Here is a 15,316-nt window from a genome sequence, read left to right as displayed (position 1 = left end):
GCCCGATCACGCGACCAGGCTACGGATGCGCAGCAGCAGCTTTCGCGGATCGACCGGCTTGAACAGCACAGGATGGGCGCCGTTGCCCAGCGGCTGGTCGTCGTCGCTGACGGCATCGCCGGTGACGATGATGGCCGGCAGCTCGAAGCCGCATTCGCGCCGGACTTCCTCGATCACCTCGAGGCCGTCGGGGCCGGAGCCCAGGCGCATGTCCGTCAGCAGCAGGTCCGGCGGCAGTTCGATCATCCGCAAGGTCTGGCGCGCGTCCTCGAGGCTGCGTGCCTGAAGCGCCGCGTAGCCGGATTCCTCGAGCAGCAGCGCGAGGCCCTCGCGCACGGCGTCGTCGTCCTCGACGATCAGCACGGTGCGCGCGCGGCCGGCCGGCATCGGCAAGGTGTCGGCCGGCGCGGTCAGGTCCTGCACTTCGGGTGAGCCGCGTTGCTGGACGCTGAGCCGGAACATCGTGCCGCGCCCCGGCTGCGAGGCGACCGTCAGCCGGTGGCCGAGCAGGCGCACGAGCCGGCGCACGATCGCCAAGCCCATGCCGGTGCCCTGCTGGCGCAGCGCCTTGTGGCCCGGCACCTGGTAGTACTCGTCGAAGATGTGCGGCAGCTCGGAAGCCGCGATGCCGACGCCGGTGTCCCAGACCTCGATGTTGAAATGCCGGGCGCTGCTGCGCACCACGACGACGACCCCGCCGTGTGCGGTGTACTTCATCGCGTTCTGGATCAGGTTCGCCAGGATGCGTTCGAGCAACTGCGGATCGCTGGTCACCCACTTGCCGCCGGGCGAGAAGCGCAGGCTCAGTCCGGCCAGGTCGGCCTGGCCGGCGAACTGCATGTGCAGGCGGCGAAAGAGATCGCGCAGCGGGAAGTGCTGGAAATTCGGCTCGACCACGCCGGCGTCCAGCCGCGAGACGTCGAGCATTGCGTTGAGCGAGCGGTCCAGGCCTTCGACCGAGCGCACGACGTTGCGCACCAGCGGCTCGTCGCGGGTGCCGCGCAGGCGCTTGTCGAGCGTGGCGGCGAACAGGCCCAGCGCATGGACCGGCTGGCGCAGATCGTGGCTGGTGGCGCTGAGGAAGCGGGTCTTGTCCGCATCGGCGCGCAGCGCGGCCCGGCAGGCGGCTTCGGCCTCGGCGATGCGCCGTTCCGCGGCGAGCTGGGCCGCGGCGCGGCGCCGCCAGGCCTGCCGGGCAGCCAGCGCGAGCGCGGTGGCCAGCATGGTGGCCAGCAGCGCCTGGAGCAGGATCGTGGGCGAAGGCGCCCAGCTGGCGGGCGCGGTGGAGCGGTCCAGCAGCAGATGCAGCGGCGGCAGGGCGATGGCCGGGATGCCCAGGCGCACCAGCGGGCCGAAGACGAAGGCGCCGCCGCAGGCGACCAGCACCGCCGCTGAGTGCCGCAGCAATTCCGGTGCGGTATGGGGCGGGAGATCCGTGAGCGACTCGGGGGCACCGAGCGACCAGAGCATCAGCAGCACCGCGAGCAAGCTCACGGTGCGGTGGTGCCAGATCAGCGAACGCAGCGGGGTGAAGCGCCACGGGAAGGCCAGGGCCAGGCTCCATCCGGCCACCAGCCCGGCACCGGCCAGAGCCCAGACGATCGACCATGCGCTCAGGTCGGAAGTCAGCAGGCCGCAGGTGATCGCCCCGACACCGGCGGCGGACAGCAGCGGTGCCGTCTCCGTCACCGTCGTCCAGGCCGTGCTGGACAGTACGCCAGCAGGTGCGGGTGAGGCTGGGCCGCTCGGGTCGATCGCGGCAGCTTCGGCATCGACGTGTTGCCCGTCGACCACCACGTAGCGGGCGGCCGGCGCTGCTGCGTTCGCCGGTCGGCCAGGGCTCATCGGAACAGGCTGACCATGTGCGAGCGCGATCGCACGTCCAGCGCCAGCAGCAGCGAGGAGACGTAATTCTTCACTGTGCCCAGGCACAGGTGCGTCGTCGCGCTGATCTCCTGGTTCGTGCAGCCGGACAGTACCAGTTCCAGGATCTCCAAATGCTGCGCGCCCAGCTCCGAGACCCGGTCAAACATGGCCGAGGACGGGAACGACGGGAACAGCGCCTGGACCGGCGGCGTCGGGTAGCGCTGCTGCCCGCTGGTGCGCGGCCACAGCAGCGCCTTCAACGCATCGCGCACCTGGCCTGCCGCCGCGCCCTTGGGCACATAGCCGGCGGCACCGAGCGCGCGCGCCTGGCGAACGACGAACTCATCGCGCGTCGCGCTGAACACGGCCACGCTCGCTTCCGGGAACTCCTGCAGGAAGCGGCGCAGACCCTGAAGGCCCTTGCAGTCCGCCAGGTTCAGGTCGAGCAGCACAGCGTTGATCGCCTCCTCGCGACCATAGATCTGCAGTGCATCCTGCAGCGAGTCCGCCTCGAGCCAGTTCAGCGGTACGCCGTCCAGTTCCTCGAAGCTGCTCTTGACGCCGCAGCGGACGATCTCGTGATCGTCGACTAGCAGCAGCGTGGCAGGTGCACAGCCCGGCGCTGCAGCGGGAATGGGAGTCTCGTTCAGGGCCGCATGGGTCTGGGGAAGCATCGGTGAAGCGTTCATGGCTGTCCTTTGCTGGCAGGAGCACGGCACGTGCCGTGACTCATCGCATCCGGAACCGGGGTCCACGCCTCGGTGCGGGGGCCATTGAGCGCTCGTTCGATGGTGAACACATCCACAGAAAAGCGGAGATCCGGGTTCACATTTGCAGCGGCTTGTAACTGTAATGCCGGACATGCACCTTGCAATGACCCGTCCTGATCTGCGTTGACACATTTGCCTTCAAGAAAGAGCATGTGTGATGGATACGGGCCTGAAGCGAAGCAGCGCGACTACGCGGTGGCGTTTAAGCTCAGCGTCGTAGAGCCGGTCGAAAAAGGCGAGCTGACTTACAAGCAGGCGCAGGCCAAGTATGGAATTCGGGGATGCTCGACAGTGTTGACCTGGATGCGCAAGCACAGTCGCCAGGGATGGGCGCCTACGGCATCATCGGCGGCAATGCCGATAGATAAGACGGGCGCCGGGCATATCACAAGACCACGGACAGCCGTCATCGGTATCGGCGTCATCCGAACCTGGTCAAGGAAGGCCGCGAGCAGATCGAGGTGACGAGAAGCGAACAACTGTGGGTGGCCGACATCACCTACTTGCCCACCGCTGAGAAGTTTGTCTGTCTATCTGAGCCTGGTGACCGACGCTCACTCACGCAAGATCGTTGGCTGGCGCGTTCATCCCACCTTGCAAACGGAAGAAGTGACCCAAGCGATGAAGATGATGTCCGCGTTGCCGAGCAGCTCGACGGCTTCTTCCGTCACATCGAGTACACCAGCCGCGTCCAGCAGCATTGCGCACGGGCGCAGCACACGGCAGGGCAGTACGAGAAGTGCCGGACGGCCGCCTTGGGCGACGACGTGCCCTCAGTCAGCCACTGGCGCCAGCACCGGGCGCCGTGCGGTCAGGCGATCGATCAGGGGCCGCTCGACGTACAGGTGCAGTAGCACCCCGGCCGCGACGGCCGCCATCAGCACCACGGCATAGACTGCCGCGCCCCAGGCCGGCCCACGCAGGCCGACTGCGGCGGCTACCTTGCAGGCCGCGCTGATAAAGGGGTAGTGCAGCAGGTAAATGCTGTATGAGGCGTTGCCCAGTAGCTGCAGCGCCGGATGCGCCCCGATCATGTGCCCCGCGCGTTCCGCCCTCACCAGGCCAAGCACCAGCAGCGCGGCACCGACGCCGTACCAAAAGACCGGCTGACCGCCGCTCACCGTCTCGACTGCACTCGCCGCAGCGAACACCAGAGTGCCTATCAGCGCCACCAGGCGGCCAGGCACCGCGAGCTGGCGGCGGTCGACCACCGCGCACGCGACGCCCGCCAGGAACAGCATCAAGTACTTCGGGCTGCCCGGGAGCCCGATCAGCACCGCGGCCAGCACCGCCAGCGCAAGCGCGGGGTGAACGATCAGTGACGCGAAGAGCACGTAGAAGACAATTTCCCACTGAAGCGACCAGGCGACCGAGATCACGGGCGCCACGCCTGTGGGCGTGAGAAGCAGTCCGTGCAGCACCTCGGCAACCGACAGGTTCAGCAGGCGGTAGGCGCCGGTAAAGGCCAACAGGAAGACGACCCAGTAGATCGGGTAGATCCGCACGAAGCGCTTCCAGGCGAAGCGGCCCAGCCGATCAAGTCGACCGATGTCGTCCCAGTGGGCGCTGGCGATGATGAAGCCGCTCAGGACGAAGAAGAACTCGACGCCGGCGCGACCCCACGGGGCGGCCAGGGCGCCTAAGCCGAAGTACTTCTCGACGGCGGGCCCCATATGGTACAGGACTACCATCAGCGCCGCGATCGCGCGGCCGGCTTGAAGCGACTTCAACATGCCCGTGCTCCTTTCCTTAGGCTCCCAAGCGGACAAAATATCAGACAACTGTCTGATATTCGCCGCCCGAAAAGAAAAAACGGGCCACGCCCTGCGACGTAACCCGTTGATTTATTTGGTGGCGCTTCAGGGATTCGAACCCCGGACCTGCGGATTATGATTCCGTCGCTCTAACCGGCTGAGCTAAAGCGCCTCAAGCCCTCTATTCTAGCCAGCTTTTGGCGGACAATGCAATCGTTGCTCGAAATTTCTTTTCGGGCCTGCTACTCATCATCCATGTTCAGTTTTTTCAAGAAGAAGTTCGGTCTTGGATCGGAGACGCCGGTCGCGCCTCCGGTGACGGAAGTGCCGGCAGCTGCGGAGGCCCCGCCACCCGTCGTCGTCGTTGCTGCGCCGCCGGCGCCGTTGCCGGCCCCTGTGCCCGTCTCGCCTGCGTTGCCCGAACCGCCCGAGCCACCGCGCAAGAGCTGGATGGACAAGCTGCGTGCCGGTCTGCGCAAGACCGGCTCAAGCATCGCCCAGGTGTTCACAGGCACGCAGATCGACGATGCACTGTACGAGGAACTGGAGGCCGCGCTGCTGATGGCCGATGCCGGCGTCAAGGCGACCGAGTATCTGCTTGGTGACTTGAGGCAGCGCGTGAAGGACGCGAAGGCGAGCGATCCGGCCGCCGTGCGCGGCCTGCTGATCGACTCGCTGTCGGAACTGCTGCGGCCGCTGGAGAAGCCGCTGACGGTGGGCGAGGCCACGCCGACGGTGATCATGGTCGTGGGCGTCAACGGTGCCGGCAAGACGACCAGCATCGGCAAGCTGACGCGCCACCTGGCCGAGGCCAACCAGACGGTGCTGCTGGCCGCGGCGGACACCTTCCGCGCGGCGGCGCGCGAGCAGTTGAGCGTGTGGGCCGATCGAACCTCGGTAGAGATCGTCAGCCAGGAGGGGGGCGATCCGTCGGCGGTGACCTTCGATGCCGTGGCCGCGGGCCGCGCGCGCGGTAAGGATGTGGTGATCGCCGACACGGCTGGCCGCCTGCCCACGCAGATCCACCTGATGGAAGAGCTGAAGAAGATCAAGCGCGTGATCGGCAAGGCGCAGGAAGGCGCGCCGCACGAGGTGCTGCTGGTCGTGGACGGCAACACCGGACAGAACGCTCTGTCCCAGGTCAAGGCCTTCGACGATGCGCTGGGCCTCACAGGCCTGATCGTCACCAAGCTCGACGGCACGGCCAAGGGCGGTGTGCTGGCGGCGATCGCGCGGGAGCGCGCGGTGCCGGTCTACTTCATCGGCGTGGGCGAGAAGCTGGAGGATCTGCAGACCTTCAGCGCCCGCGAATTCGCGCAGGCGCTGCTGGAATAAAACTTACTTCATGCCGGGCGGGAGCATGCCTCCCATCCCGCCCATGCCGCCCTTCATCCCGCCCAGCTTCTTCATCATCTTCATCATCCCGCCGCCGGACATCTTCTTCATCATGCCGGCCATCTGGTCGTACTGATTCAGCACGCGGTTGACGTCCTGCACCTGCACGCCGGCACCGGAGGCGATGCGCTTCTTGCGGCTGGCCTTGGTCTTGCCGTCCAGCAGCAGCTTGGGGTTGGCGCGCTCCTTGGCGGTCATCGCGCTGAGGATGCCTTCCATGCGCTTCATGTCGCGCTCGGCCTTGTCCATGTCGGCGGCACCGGCCTTGGCGGTCATCTGCGCGGGCAGCTTGTCCATCAGGCCGGAGAGGCCGCCCATCTTCTTCATCTGAGAGATCTGGGCGAGGAAGTCGTTCAGGTCGAAGGTGTTGCCGGACTTGATCTTGTCGGCCAGCTTCTGCGCGGCGGCGATGTCCACGCCCTTGGTCACTTCCTCGACCAGCGCGACGATGTCGCCCATGCCCAGCACGCGGCCGGCATGGCGTTCGGCGTCGAAGACCTCGAGGCCGTCGATCTTCTCCGACACGCCGGCGAACTTGATCGGTGCACCGGTGATCTGGCGTACCGACAGCGCCGCGCCGCCGCGCGAGTCGCCGTCGAGCTTGGTCAGCACGACGCCGGTCAGCGGCAGCGCGTCCTTGAAGGCCTTGGCGGTGTTGACCGCGTCCTGGCCCTGCATCGCGTCGACGACGAACAGCGTCTCGACCGGCTTCAAGGTCGCATGCAGGTCGCGGATCTCGGCCATCAGCGCTTCGTCGATCGCCAGGCGGCCGGCGGTGTCGACCAGCAGCACGTCGAAGTAGTGCCTGCGAGCGTAGTCGATCGCGGCGAGCGCGATGTCGTGCGGCTTCTGGTCCGGCGTGGAGGCGAACCATTCGGCGCCGGCCTGCTGGGTGACCGTCTTCAGCTGCTCGATGGCGGCGGGGCGGTAGACGTCGGCGCTGACGGTGAGCACCTTCTTCTTGCGCTTCTCGATCAGGTGCTTGGCGAGCTTGGCGGTGGTCGTCGTCTTGCCGGCGCCCTGCAGGCCGGCCATCAGGATCACGGCGGGCGGCTGGGCGGCGAGGTTGATGTCGCTGACGCCTTCGCCCATCGTCGCAGCGAGTTCCTTGTGGACGACGGAGACCAGCACCTGGCCCGGGTTCAGCGAGCCGACGACCTCCTGGCCCAGCGCCTTTTCCTTCACGCGGGCGATGAAGTCGCGCACGACCGGCAGCGCGACGTCCGCTTCCAGCAGGGCCATGCGCACCTCGCGCAGCATGTCCTGGACGTTCGATTCGGTGATGCGGGCCTGGCCGCGCATCGTCTTGACGAGCTGGCTCAGGCGATCGGTCAGAGTGGAGGCCATCGGGGTCGCGCCGCCCTTGGAGTCGGGTGCGCAAAAGTACACTGTGGACCATGATTTTATCTGCCGCATCTTCGGAGACCGCCGGGCGAGTCCTGATCGCCGCCAGCGCGGTGGCCGCGCTGGCCTATCTGGCGGTCGCTGTATTGGTCGGCAAGGCGGCGGACAAGGCGCCCGAAACGGCGCAGCCGCGGCTGCAGCTCGTGCTGCTGGCGGCCTGGCTTGCGCAGGCGGTGGCGCTGACGGTGGACATCGCCGGCATCGGCCTGCCGGAGCCGGGCGCGCGCTTCGGTTTCGCGCCGGCGCTGTCGGCCACGATGTGGCTGGTGCTGGCGGTCTACCTGGTCGAGAGCCGGCTGCTGCCGCTGGCCAGCGCGCGGCGCGTGCTGGCCGTGCTGGGCCTGCTGGCCGTGCTGCTGGCGATGATCTTCCCGGGTGAGAGCCGGCCGCTGGCGGTGTCGCCCTGGGCGCCGCTGCACTGGGTGCTGGGCCTGGCGTCCTACGGGCTGTTCGGCGTGGCGGTGCTGCATGCGGTGCTGCTGAACCGGGCCGAGCGGCAGATGCGCAACAAGCCCTCGAGCGTGAGCGCGATGCCGGGGCTGCCGCTGCTGCGGCTGGAGCGGCTGACCTTCCAGTTCGTCGCCGCCGGCGTGGTCGTGCTGTCGCTGGCGATCGTGCTGGGCTGGTGGTTCACGCCGCACTGGCGCTGGGACCACAAGAACCTGCTGGCGGTGCTCGGCTGGTTCGTGCTCAGCGGCCTGCTGGCCGGCCGCCGGGCCTTCGGCTGGCGTGGCCGGCGGGCCACGCGCTGGCTCTACTTCGGCGCGGTGCTGCTGCTCTTGTCCTACGCCGGTTCGCGCTTCGTACTCGAAGTGATCTTGCAACGTCCCATCCCTTCCTGATTCGCGTCTTGATGAAGTTCCTGTTGATCGTGATCGTGATCGCCGTCGTGGCCTTCATGCTGGGGGCCAAGCAGCGCACCGCGGAGCCGGAGGAGCGCCGCAGCACGCCGCCGACGCCGCCTCCACCCGCGCCGCCGAAGGCCATCGTCCGCTGCGCGCAGTGCGGCCTGCATCTGCCGCAGGACGAGGCACTGCCCGGCCGCGGCGGCATGTTCTGCGGCGCCGCGCATCGCACCGCATACGAAGCGGCGAGCGGGCCGCAGGCATGACCGACGCCGCCCCGTCCTGGTTCGGACCGGGCACGGACTCGGGCCTGGACGAGGACCTGGAGGCCATCGACGCACCGACGACGCAGCCGCGGTCGTCCTCGTCGTCAGGCGATTCCAGCGGCCCCGATACGCAACTCTTCTTCCAGCAGGAACGCCGGCGCGCCGAGCGCAGCGGCGAGAACAGCGCCTTCGTGCGCCTGTTCCGCGCCTTCCTGCTGGCACGTGCGGCGCTGGGCGTCGCGCTGGTGCTGGCCTTGCTGGGCGCGGGCCTGTTCGGCGCGTCCGCGCCGCGCTGGACCATCGCGCTGGTGCTCGGCTATGCCGCGCAGGCGCTGAGCCTGCGGCTATTCCGGCCGCTGCAGCAGGGCGCGACGGTGCAGACGCTGTCGCGCGTCTCCAGTCCGCAATGGTGGGCCAGCATGGGCCTGGACCTGGCCGTGTTCGGCGTGCTGCATGCGCTGGGGCAGGGCGCCAGCATCAACTACGGCGCGCTGTTCGTGCTGCCGGTGCTGATGGCCGGCGTGCTGACGCCGCGGCTCGTCGCGCTGGCCACCGCCGCGATGGCGACCTTGCTGATGCTCGGCGTGGCCGGCTGGACCTTGCTGAGCGGCGCGGACGTGGGCCTGCGGATGACCGAGGCGGGCTTGGTCGGCGCCGGCTTCTTCGCCATCAGCCTGCTGGCCAACGAGATGGCCAACCGGCTGCGCCGCGAGCAGCAGGCCGCGCGCGGCAGCCTGGAATACGCACGCCAGCAGGCGCAGCTGAATCGCCTCGTGATCGACGAGATGCAGGAGGGCGTGATGGTCGTTGACCGTCGCGGCCGCGTGCGCGCCGCCAATCCGGCCGCGCGCATCCTGCTGGCCGAGGCGCCGCAGCGGCCGGTGCGCGCGGCGCCCTTCCAGCTGCGCGGTGTGGCCGCCTGGGAGCCGCTGGTGGCGGCGGTGGAGCAGGCCTTTGCGGCGGGTGCGTGGCCGGAAGCCGGGCGCGACGTCACGCTGCGGCTGGCCAACGGACAGCCGCGCGCGCTGCGCCTGCGCATGCGCTTCACGCAGCGGCGTGCGTCCAAGACCAGCGAGGACGTCTGCGTGCTGTTCGTCGAGGACAAGCGCCAGGTGCAGCAGCGCAGCCAGCAGGAGCGCCTGGCGGCGATGGGGCGCGTGTCGGTGGGCATCGCGCACGAGATCCGCAACCCGCTTGCGGCCATCGCCCAGGCCAATGCGCTGCTGGCCGAAGACAGCACCGACCCGCGCGCCCAGCAGCTGATGCGCATGGTGGCCAGCAACGTCGAGCGGCTCAAGCGCATCGTCGACGACGTGATGGAGCTGGCGCCCGGCCACGGCATGGCCGAATCGCAGCCGGTGGACGCGGGCGAGCTGGTCGCCCAGGCCTGCCTGGACTGGGCGCGCACCAACGGTCTGCCGCCGGGGCCGGACGATCCGCTGACCTGCAGCGTGCCCCTGCAGCCGCTGGTCGTCCGCTTCGAGACCGAGCACCTGCGCCGCGTGCTGGTCAATCTGCTCGACAACGCCCTGCGCCATGCGGAGCGCGCACCGGGCTGCGTGCAGGTGGCGCTGTCGGCCGACCCGCGGGCGCCCGCGGAGCGTGCGCTGTTGTCGGTGTTCAACGCTGGTGCGGCCATTCCGCCGGAGGTGGAGCGGCACCTGTTCGAGCCCTTCTTCTCGACCCGCAGTCGGGGCTCGGGCCTGGGCCTGTACATTTGCCGGGAGCTCTGCGAGCGCCACGGCGCCGGCCTGGAGTACCGATATCGCGCCGCGCAGGCCGACACGCCGGCGGGCAACGAATTCGTCGTGAGGCTGCGCCTCCATTCCGCCACCGCTTCTCCTTCGACCGAGCCCCAATCATGAGTAGCACGGCCCCCGGCTTGAGCCTGCTCGTCGTCGACGACGAGCCCGACCTGCGCACGCTCTACGAACTGACCCTGCTGCGCGAAGGCTACGAGCTGGAGACGGCGGGCAGCGTCGGCGAGGCGCTGGAGCATCTGGCGCGGCGGCGTTACAGCGCCGTCATCACCGACATGCGCCTGCCCGACGGCTCGGGCCTGGACATCCTGAACTGGCTGGACGGCCAGGGCCGGCCCGAGAAGGCGCTGGTGATCACCGCCTTCGGCTCGGCCGAGGGGGCGGTCGAGGCGCTGAAGGCCGGTGCCTACGACTACCTGACCAAGCCGGTGGACCTGCGCCAGTTCCGCCTCGTCGTCGCCACCGCGCTGGGCCGCGCATCGGCGGCCCCACCGGCCGCGACAGCAGCACCGCCCAAGCCCAGCACGGCACCGAAGGCCGCGCCGCCGGCCGCGCTGGAACGGCTGGCTGGCCAGTCGCAGGCGATGCAGCAGGTACGTGCGCTGATCGAGAAGGTGGCGCGCAGCATGGCGCCGGTGCTGCTGCAGGGCGAGTCCGGCACCGGCAAGGAACTGGTCGCGCGGGCCATCCACGACTGCAGCGTGCGGCTGCGGCATCGCTTCGTGGCGGTCAACTGCGGGGCGATCCCGGAGCAGTTGCTGGAGGCCGAGTTCTTCGGCTACCGCAAGGGCGCGTTCACCGGCGCGGCCGAGGACCGCGAGGGCTTCTTCCAGGCGGCCGACGGCGGCACCCTGTTCCTCGACGAGATCGGCGACCTGCCGCTGGCCATGCAGAGCAAGCTGCTGCGTGCGATCCAGGAGCGGGCGGTGCGGCCGGTCGGTGCGGTGACCGAGGCGACGGTGAACGTCCGCATCGTCAGCGCCACGCACAAGGACCTGGGCGCGGAGGTGGCCGCCGGTCGCTTCCGCCAGGATCTGTTCTACCGGCTCAACGTGATCCAGATCCGCGTGCCGCCGCTGCGCGAGCGCATCGAGGACGTGCCCCTGATCGCCGAGCGCGTGCTGACGCGCATCGCCGGCGATGCCGGTGTCTCGCCGGTGCCGCGGCTGACGCCGGCCGCGCTGTCGCAGCTGGCGCGTTATGCCTTCCCCGGCAATGTCCGCGAACTGGAGAACCTGCTGCACCGGGCGCTGGCCCTGTCCGGCGGAGAGCTGATCGACGATGGCGACCTCGGCCTGCCCGAGTCGCTGCTGGACGACTCGCAGCTCGGCGCGCTCGATGCGCTGGAGCCCGCGCCGAGCGGCTCCGCCGCCGACGCCGCACCGGCCGAACTGCCGCGCGACCTGGCGGTCTATCTCGACGAGGTCGAGCGCAGCATCCTGCTGCGCGCGCTGGAGGCCCACCGCTTCAATCGCACGGCGGCGGGCGCCAGCCTCGGCCTTTCGCTGCGGCAGATGCGCTACCGGATGGCACGGCTGAACATCGGTGTGGGCGAGGGGTGAACCATGCCGTCGATGTGTGGCATGAGACCCTATTAGGACTTGCCCGATTGATGAAACCGGCCGTATCGACTTCGACCCGCCGGCGGGCGCCAATCAAGACCTGACCCGCGCTGCGCGGGAGCACCAATCGGCGCGGGTTTGCGGGCCGATTCGGGCCGCCAGCGCAGGCGCCATGCGGGTTCGCGAAAGAGCTTGCAGAAGGCATCGGGAAAAGACGCAAGACGCGGCCCCTGGAGCGCCTCGCAACGACCTTGCGGGCATGCCGATTGCTATCGGGCGGGCCCTTCCCCCTTTCGATGAAAGGCACTATCGCTAGTGCTTGAAGGGGGCTGAGCCCACATATATAGTGTCCTCATGCTATCCTTCAGCCTAGGCAAAAACGCGATGCGTCACCATTGCCCGATCGCCGCTCAGGCCGCTTGCCGGCTCTTCGAGAAGGATGCATCGGGCCGCCGTGACGCCTGCCGGCTGCAAGTGCTAGCAGCCGATCCCGCGTGCCGGATCAAACCCACGAGATAGCGAAGCCCAGGCGCGTTGAGCGCGCGCCTCCGGCCGCGCTTTTTTCGCGTTCATATAGAGACCAGAAGAGGAATATCGATGCAACACGCAACTGCTGTCGCCAGCACAGGACCCGAAGGCGCGGTGCGCGCCATGCCGGCCGCCGAGGGGCATCTGCCCCAGTCGGCGTATCAGGCCTACCAGATCATCCGCCGCAACGGCGCGGTCGTGTCCTTCGAGCCCAGCAAGATCGCGGTTGCGCTGATGAAGGCCTTCCTGGCCGTGCACGGCACCAGCGGCGCGGCCTCGGCCAGCGTGCGCGAGACGGTGGACCAGCTGACCGAGAACGTCGTGCGCGCGCTGCTGCGCTCGCGCCCGGCCGGCGGCACCTTCCACATCGAAGACATCCAGGACCAGGTCGAGCTGGGCCTGATGCGCGGTGGCCATCATGAAGTGGCGCGCGCCTATGTGCTGTACCGCGAGCGCCGTGCGCAGGAGCGTGGCCACCAGCGTGAGGCGGATGCAGCCGTCGAGCCCACCGGCCTGACGGTGATCGACAAGGGCCAGCGCGTGCCGCTGGACATCGCCCACCTGCGCGGCCTGATCGTCTCCGCCTGCGAGAACCTCGGCGCCGACGTGAAGCCCGAGCCGATCCTGGCCGAGACCCAGCGCAACCTGTACGACGGCGTCGCGATCGACGAGGTCTACAAGGCCTCGATCCTGGCCGCCCGCACGCTGATCGAGAAGGACCCCGGCTACAGCCGCGCCACCGCACGCCTGCTGCTGCACACGATCCGCCGCGAGATCATCGGCGGTGAGGTGACCCAGGCCGAGATGCACGCCAAGTACGCCGAGTACTTCCCGGGCTACATCAAGAAGGGCGTCAAGGCCGAGCTGCTCGACGAGAAGCTGCAGCAGTACGACCTGGCCAAGCTGGGCGCCGCGCTGAAGGCCGATCGCGACCTGCAGTTCGACTACCTCGGCCTGCAGACCCTGTACGACCGCTACTTCCTGCACGCGGACGACGTCCGCATCGAGATGCCGCAGGCCTTCTTCATGCGCGTGGCCATGGGCCTGGCGCTGAACGAGATCGACCGCGAAGCCCGCGCGATCGAGTTCTACGAAGTGCTGTCCACCTTCGACTTCATGTCCAGCACGCCGACGCTGTTCAACAGCGGCACGCGCCGCTCGCAGCTCTCGTCCTGCTACCTGACCACCGTGTCGGATGACCTCGACGGCATCTACGAGGCCCTGAAGGAAAACGCGCTGCTGAGCAAGTTCGCCGGCGGCCTGGGCAACGACTGGACCCCGGTGCGCGCGCTGGGCTCGCACATCAAGGGCACGAACGGCAAGTCGCAGGGCGTCGTTCCGTTCCTGAAGGTCGTCAACGACACGGCCGTGGCGGTGAACCAGGGCGGCAAGCGCAAGGGCGCCGTCTGCGCCTATCTGGAAAGCTGGCACCTCGACATCGAGGAGTTCCTGGAACTGCGCAAGAACACCGGCGACGACCGCCGCCGCACGCACGACATGAACACCGCCAACTGGATCCCCGACCTGTTCATGCGCCGCGTGATGGACGGTGGCGACTGGACCCTGTTCAGCCCCTCGACCTGCCCGGACCTGCACGACCTGTTCGGCGCCGCCTTCGAGAAGGCCTACGTCGAGTACGAGGCGAAGGCCGACCGCGGCGAGATCAAGCTGTTCAAGCGCATGCCGGCCAAGGACCTGTGGCGCAAGATGCTCTCGATGCTGTTCGAGACCGGCCACCCCTGGATCACGTTCAAGGACGCCTGCAATGTGCGCTCGCCGCAGCAGCACGTCGGCGTCGTGCACTCCTCGAACCTCTGCACCGAGATCACGCTGAACACCAACGACAACGAGATCGCGGTCTGCAACCTCGGCTCGGTCAACCTGGTGCAGCACTTGAAGGACGGCGGCATCGATCACGAGAAGCTGCGCAAGACGGTCGCCACCGCGATGCGCATGCTCGACAACGTGATCGACATCAACTACTACGCCGTCAAGAAGGCGCGCGACTCGAACCTGCGCCACCGTCCGGTGGGCCTGGGCGTGATGGGCTTCCAGGACGCGCTGTACGCGCTGCGTACGCCCTACGCGTCGGATGCCGCCGTCGAATTCGCCGACCGTTCGATGGAAGCCGTCTGCTACTACGCCTACCAGGCCTCGACCGAGCTGGCCGCTGAACGTGGCCGCTACTCCTCGTACCGCGGCTCGCTGTGGGACCGTGGCATCCTGCCGATCGATTCGCTGGACCTGCTGGCCCAGGAGCGCGGCGGCTATGTGGACGTGGACCGCAGCACCTCGCTGGACTGGGACGCCCTGCGTGCCCGCATCGCCCAGCACGGCATGCGCAACAGCAACTGCGTGGCCATCGCCCCGACCGCAACGATCTCCAACATCATCGGCGTGGACGCTTCGATCGAGCCCTGCTTCGGCAACCTCTCGGTCAAGTCCAACCTGTCGGGCGAGTTCACAGTCATTAACGAATCGCTGGTCCGCGACCTGAAGAAGCTGGGCCTGTGGGACGACGTGATGGTCATGGACCTCAAGCACTTCGACGGCTCGCTGCGCCGCATCGACCGCGTGCCCGAAGAGCTGAAGACGCTGTACGCGACCGCCTTCGAAGTGGATCCGCAGTGGCTGATCGAAGCCGCCGCGCGCCGCCAGAAGTGGATCGACCAGGCTCAGTCACTGAACATTTACATGGCGGGCGCTTCGGGCAAGAAGCTCGACGAGACCTACAAGCTCGCCTGGCTGCGCGGTCTGAAGACGACCTACTACCTGCGCACGACCAGCGCGTCGAGCGTGGAGAAGAGCACGGTCACGAAGTCGGGCCAGCTCAACGCGGTGGCGTCCAGCGGTGGTGCTTCGATGGCTTCGGCACCGGTCGCAGCGGCCCCTGTGGTCGATGAATCGTTGCCTGCGACCGACATGAAGTTCTGCGCCATCGACGACCCGGGCTGCGAGGCCTGCCAGTAAAAAGCCGGCGCACAAGACGCTGGGATCAAACGCCGTGAAGCGAGAGATCCCAGTGTTCATCGGCACAAACGCCGATGCATGGGTTTCCGACGGAAGCGAGCTCATGCATCGGCGACTGCTCACCGAGGCCTTCTTCCCGATGTGATCGGGCAACGCGCAACACGCGTCGATGTCAAGAAGTCCTTGGTGTTTGAAC

General features: G+C 68.1%; 11 protein-coding genes, 1 tRNA gene and 1 pseudogene. 7 read left to right on the top strand and 6 right to left on the bottom strand.

Features of this window, described 5'->3' with window-relative positions; genetic code table 11:
- Positions 1 to 6: 6 nt before the first annotated feature.
- Genes SNE35_RS02100 through SNE35_RS02090 form a run of 3 tightly spaced genes read right to left on the bottom strand, consistent with a single transcriptional unit; the run spans position 7 to position 2,788 of the window.
- Positions 7 to 1,845: an ATP-binding response regulator gene (locus SNE35_RS02100; RefSeq protein ID WP_320421139.1), complete on the bottom strand. Its 1,839-nt coding sequence runs from the start codon at positions 1,843 to 1,845 to the stop codon at positions 7 to 9.
- Positions 1,842 to 2,555 (bottom strand): response regulator transcription factor, encoded by a 714-nt coding sequence (locus tag SNE35_RS02095; protein WP_320421137.1) that lies wholly within the window; start codon positions 2,553 to 2,555, stop codon positions 1,842 to 1,844. The genes SNE35_RS02100 and SNE35_RS02095 overlap by 4 nt, the downstream gene beginning before the upstream one ends.
- Positions 2,552 to 2,788, bottom strand: coding sequence for a hypothetical protein (locus tag SNE35_RS02090; protein ID WP_320421136.1), 237 nt, complete (start codon positions 2,786 to 2,788; stop codon positions 2,552 to 2,554). Before SNE35_RS02090 ends, SNE35_RS02095 begins: the two co-directional genes overlap by 4 nt.
- Here SNE35_RS02090 and SNE35_RS02085 point away from each other — a divergent pair.
- A pseudogene (locus SNE35_RS02085) lies at positions 2,787 to 3,263 on the top strand (transposase); the annotation flags it as partial. The gene SNE35_RS02090 and the pseudogene SNE35_RS02085 sit on opposite strands and share 2 nt — an antisense overlap.
- 146 nt (positions 3,264 to 3,409) lie before the next feature.
- On the opposite strand, the gene SNE35_RS02080 reads toward SNE35_RS02085, so the two are convergent.
- Together SNE35_RS02080 and SNE35_RS02075 are read right to left on the bottom strand one after the other, a co-directional pair.
- On the bottom strand, positions 3,410 to 4,369 hold the full coding sequence (locus tag SNE35_RS02080; protein WP_320421135.1) for an acyltransferase family protein: 960 nt from the start codon (positions 4,367 to 4,369) through the stop codon (positions 3,410 to 3,412).
- A gap of 116 nt (positions 4,370 to 4,485) precedes the next feature.
- Positions 4,486 to 4,562, bottom strand: a tRNA-Met gene (locus SNE35_RS02075).
- Positions 4,563 to 4,645: 83 nt separating this feature from the next.
- On the opposite strand from SNE35_RS02075, the gene ftsY reads away from it, so the two are divergent.
- Positions 4,646 to 5,725: a signal recognition particle-docking protein FtsY gene (ftsY, locus tag SNE35_RS02070; RefSeq protein WP_320421134.1), complete on the top strand. Its 1,080-nt coding sequence runs from the start codon at positions 4,646 to 4,648 to the stop codon at positions 5,723 to 5,725.
- A gap of 3 nt (positions 5,726 to 5,728) precedes the next feature.
- On the opposite strand, the gene ffh is transcribed toward ftsY, so the two are convergent.
- Entirely contained in the window at positions 5,729 to 7,132 is a 1,404-nt protein-coding gene (gene ffh, locus SNE35_RS02065) for a signal recognition particle protein (RefSeq protein ID WP_320421133.1), read from the bottom strand.
- Between the two features lie 50 nt (positions 7,133 to 7,182).
- Here ffh and SNE35_RS02060 point away from each other — a divergent pair, with 50 nt between their 5' ends.
- The 5 genes from SNE35_RS02060 (at position 7,183) to SNE35_RS02040 (ending at position 15,120) form a co-directional block, all read left to right on the top strand.
- Positions 7,183 to 8,031, top strand: a complete 849-nt coding sequence (locus tag SNE35_RS02060) for a cytochrome C assembly family protein (protein WP_320421132.1) — start codon at positions 7,183 to 7,185, stop codon at positions 8,029 to 8,031.
- Positions 8,032 to 8,042: 11 nt separating this feature from the next.
- Positions 8,043 to 8,300: a PP0621 family protein gene (locus SNE35_RS02055; RefSeq protein WP_320421131.1), complete on the top strand. Its 258-nt coding sequence runs from the start codon at positions 8,043 to 8,045 to the stop codon at positions 8,298 to 8,300.
- Positions 8,297 to 10,165: a sensor histidine kinase gene (locus SNE35_RS02050; protein WP_320421130.1), complete on the top strand. Its 1,869-nt coding sequence runs from the start codon at positions 8,297 to 8,299 to the stop codon at positions 10,163 to 10,165. The genes SNE35_RS02055 and SNE35_RS02050 overlap by 4 nt, the downstream gene beginning before the upstream one ends.
- A complete protein-coding gene (locus SNE35_RS02045; RefSeq protein ID WP_320421129.1) occupies positions 10,162 to 11,622 on the top strand; it encodes a sigma-54-dependent transcriptional regulator in 1,461 nt (486 codons plus the stop codon). Before SNE35_RS02050 ends, SNE35_RS02045 begins: the two co-directional genes overlap by 4 nt.
- Positions 11,623 to 12,273: 651 nt before the next feature.
- Entirely contained in the window at positions 12,274 to 15,120 is a 2,847-nt protein-coding gene (locus SNE35_RS02040; RefSeq protein ID WP_320421601.1) for a ribonucleoside-diphosphate reductase subunit alpha, read from the top strand.
- Positions 15,121 to 15,316: the final 196 nt, after the last annotated feature.

This window comes from Roseateles agri, from assembly GCF_034043675.1.
In the GTDB taxonomy this organism is placed as follows: Bacteria; Pseudomonadota; Gammaproteobacteria; order Burkholderiales; family Burkholderiaceae_C; genus KK5.
Note: the sequence above shows the minus strand (reverse complement) of the source record. Positions and strands in the feature narration are given on the sequence as shown.

Coding starts and splice junctions, on each gene's coding strand:
- SNE35_RS02060 (WP_320421132.1), top strand. CDS start 7,183: ATGATTTTATCTGCCGCATCTTCGGAGACCGCCGGGCGAGTCCTGATC.
- SNE35_RS02095 (WP_320421137.1), bottom strand. CDS start 2,555: ATGAACGCTTCACCGATGCTTCCCCAGACCCATGCGGCCCTGAACGAG.
- SNE35_RS02080 (WP_320421135.1), bottom strand. CDS start 4,369: ATGTTGAAGTCGCTTCAAGCCGGCCGCGCGATCGCGGCGCTGATGGTA.
- ffh (WP_320421133.1), bottom strand. CDS start 7,132: ATGGCCTCCACTCTGACCGATCGCCTGAGCCAGCTCGTCAAGACGATG.
- SNE35_RS02055 (WP_320421131.1), top strand. CDS start 8,043: ATGAAGTTCCTGTTGATCGTGATCGTGATCGCCGTCGTGGCCTTCATG.
- SNE35_RS02100 (WP_320421139.1), bottom strand. CDS start 1,845: ATGAGCCCTGGCCGACCGGCGAACGCAGCAGCGCCGGCCGCCCGCTAC.
- SNE35_RS02045 (WP_320421129.1), top strand. CDS start 10,162: ATGAGTAGCACGGCCCCCGGCTTGAGCCTGCTCGTCGTCGACGACGAG.
- SNE35_RS02040 (WP_320421601.1), top strand. CDS start 12,274: ATGCCGGCCGCCGAGGGGCATCTGCCCCAGTCGGCGTATCAGGCCTAC.
- SNE35_RS02050 (WP_320421130.1), top strand. CDS start 8,297: ATGACCGACGCCGCCCCGTCCTGGTTCGGACCGGGCACGGACTCGGGC.
- ftsY (WP_320421134.1), top strand. CDS start 4,646: ATGTTCAGTTTTTTCAAGAAGAAGTTCGGTCTTGGATCGGAGACGCCG.
- SNE35_RS02090 (WP_320421136.1), bottom strand. CDS start 2,788: ATGCTCTTTCTTGAAGGCAAATGTGTCAACGCAGATCAGGACGGGTCA.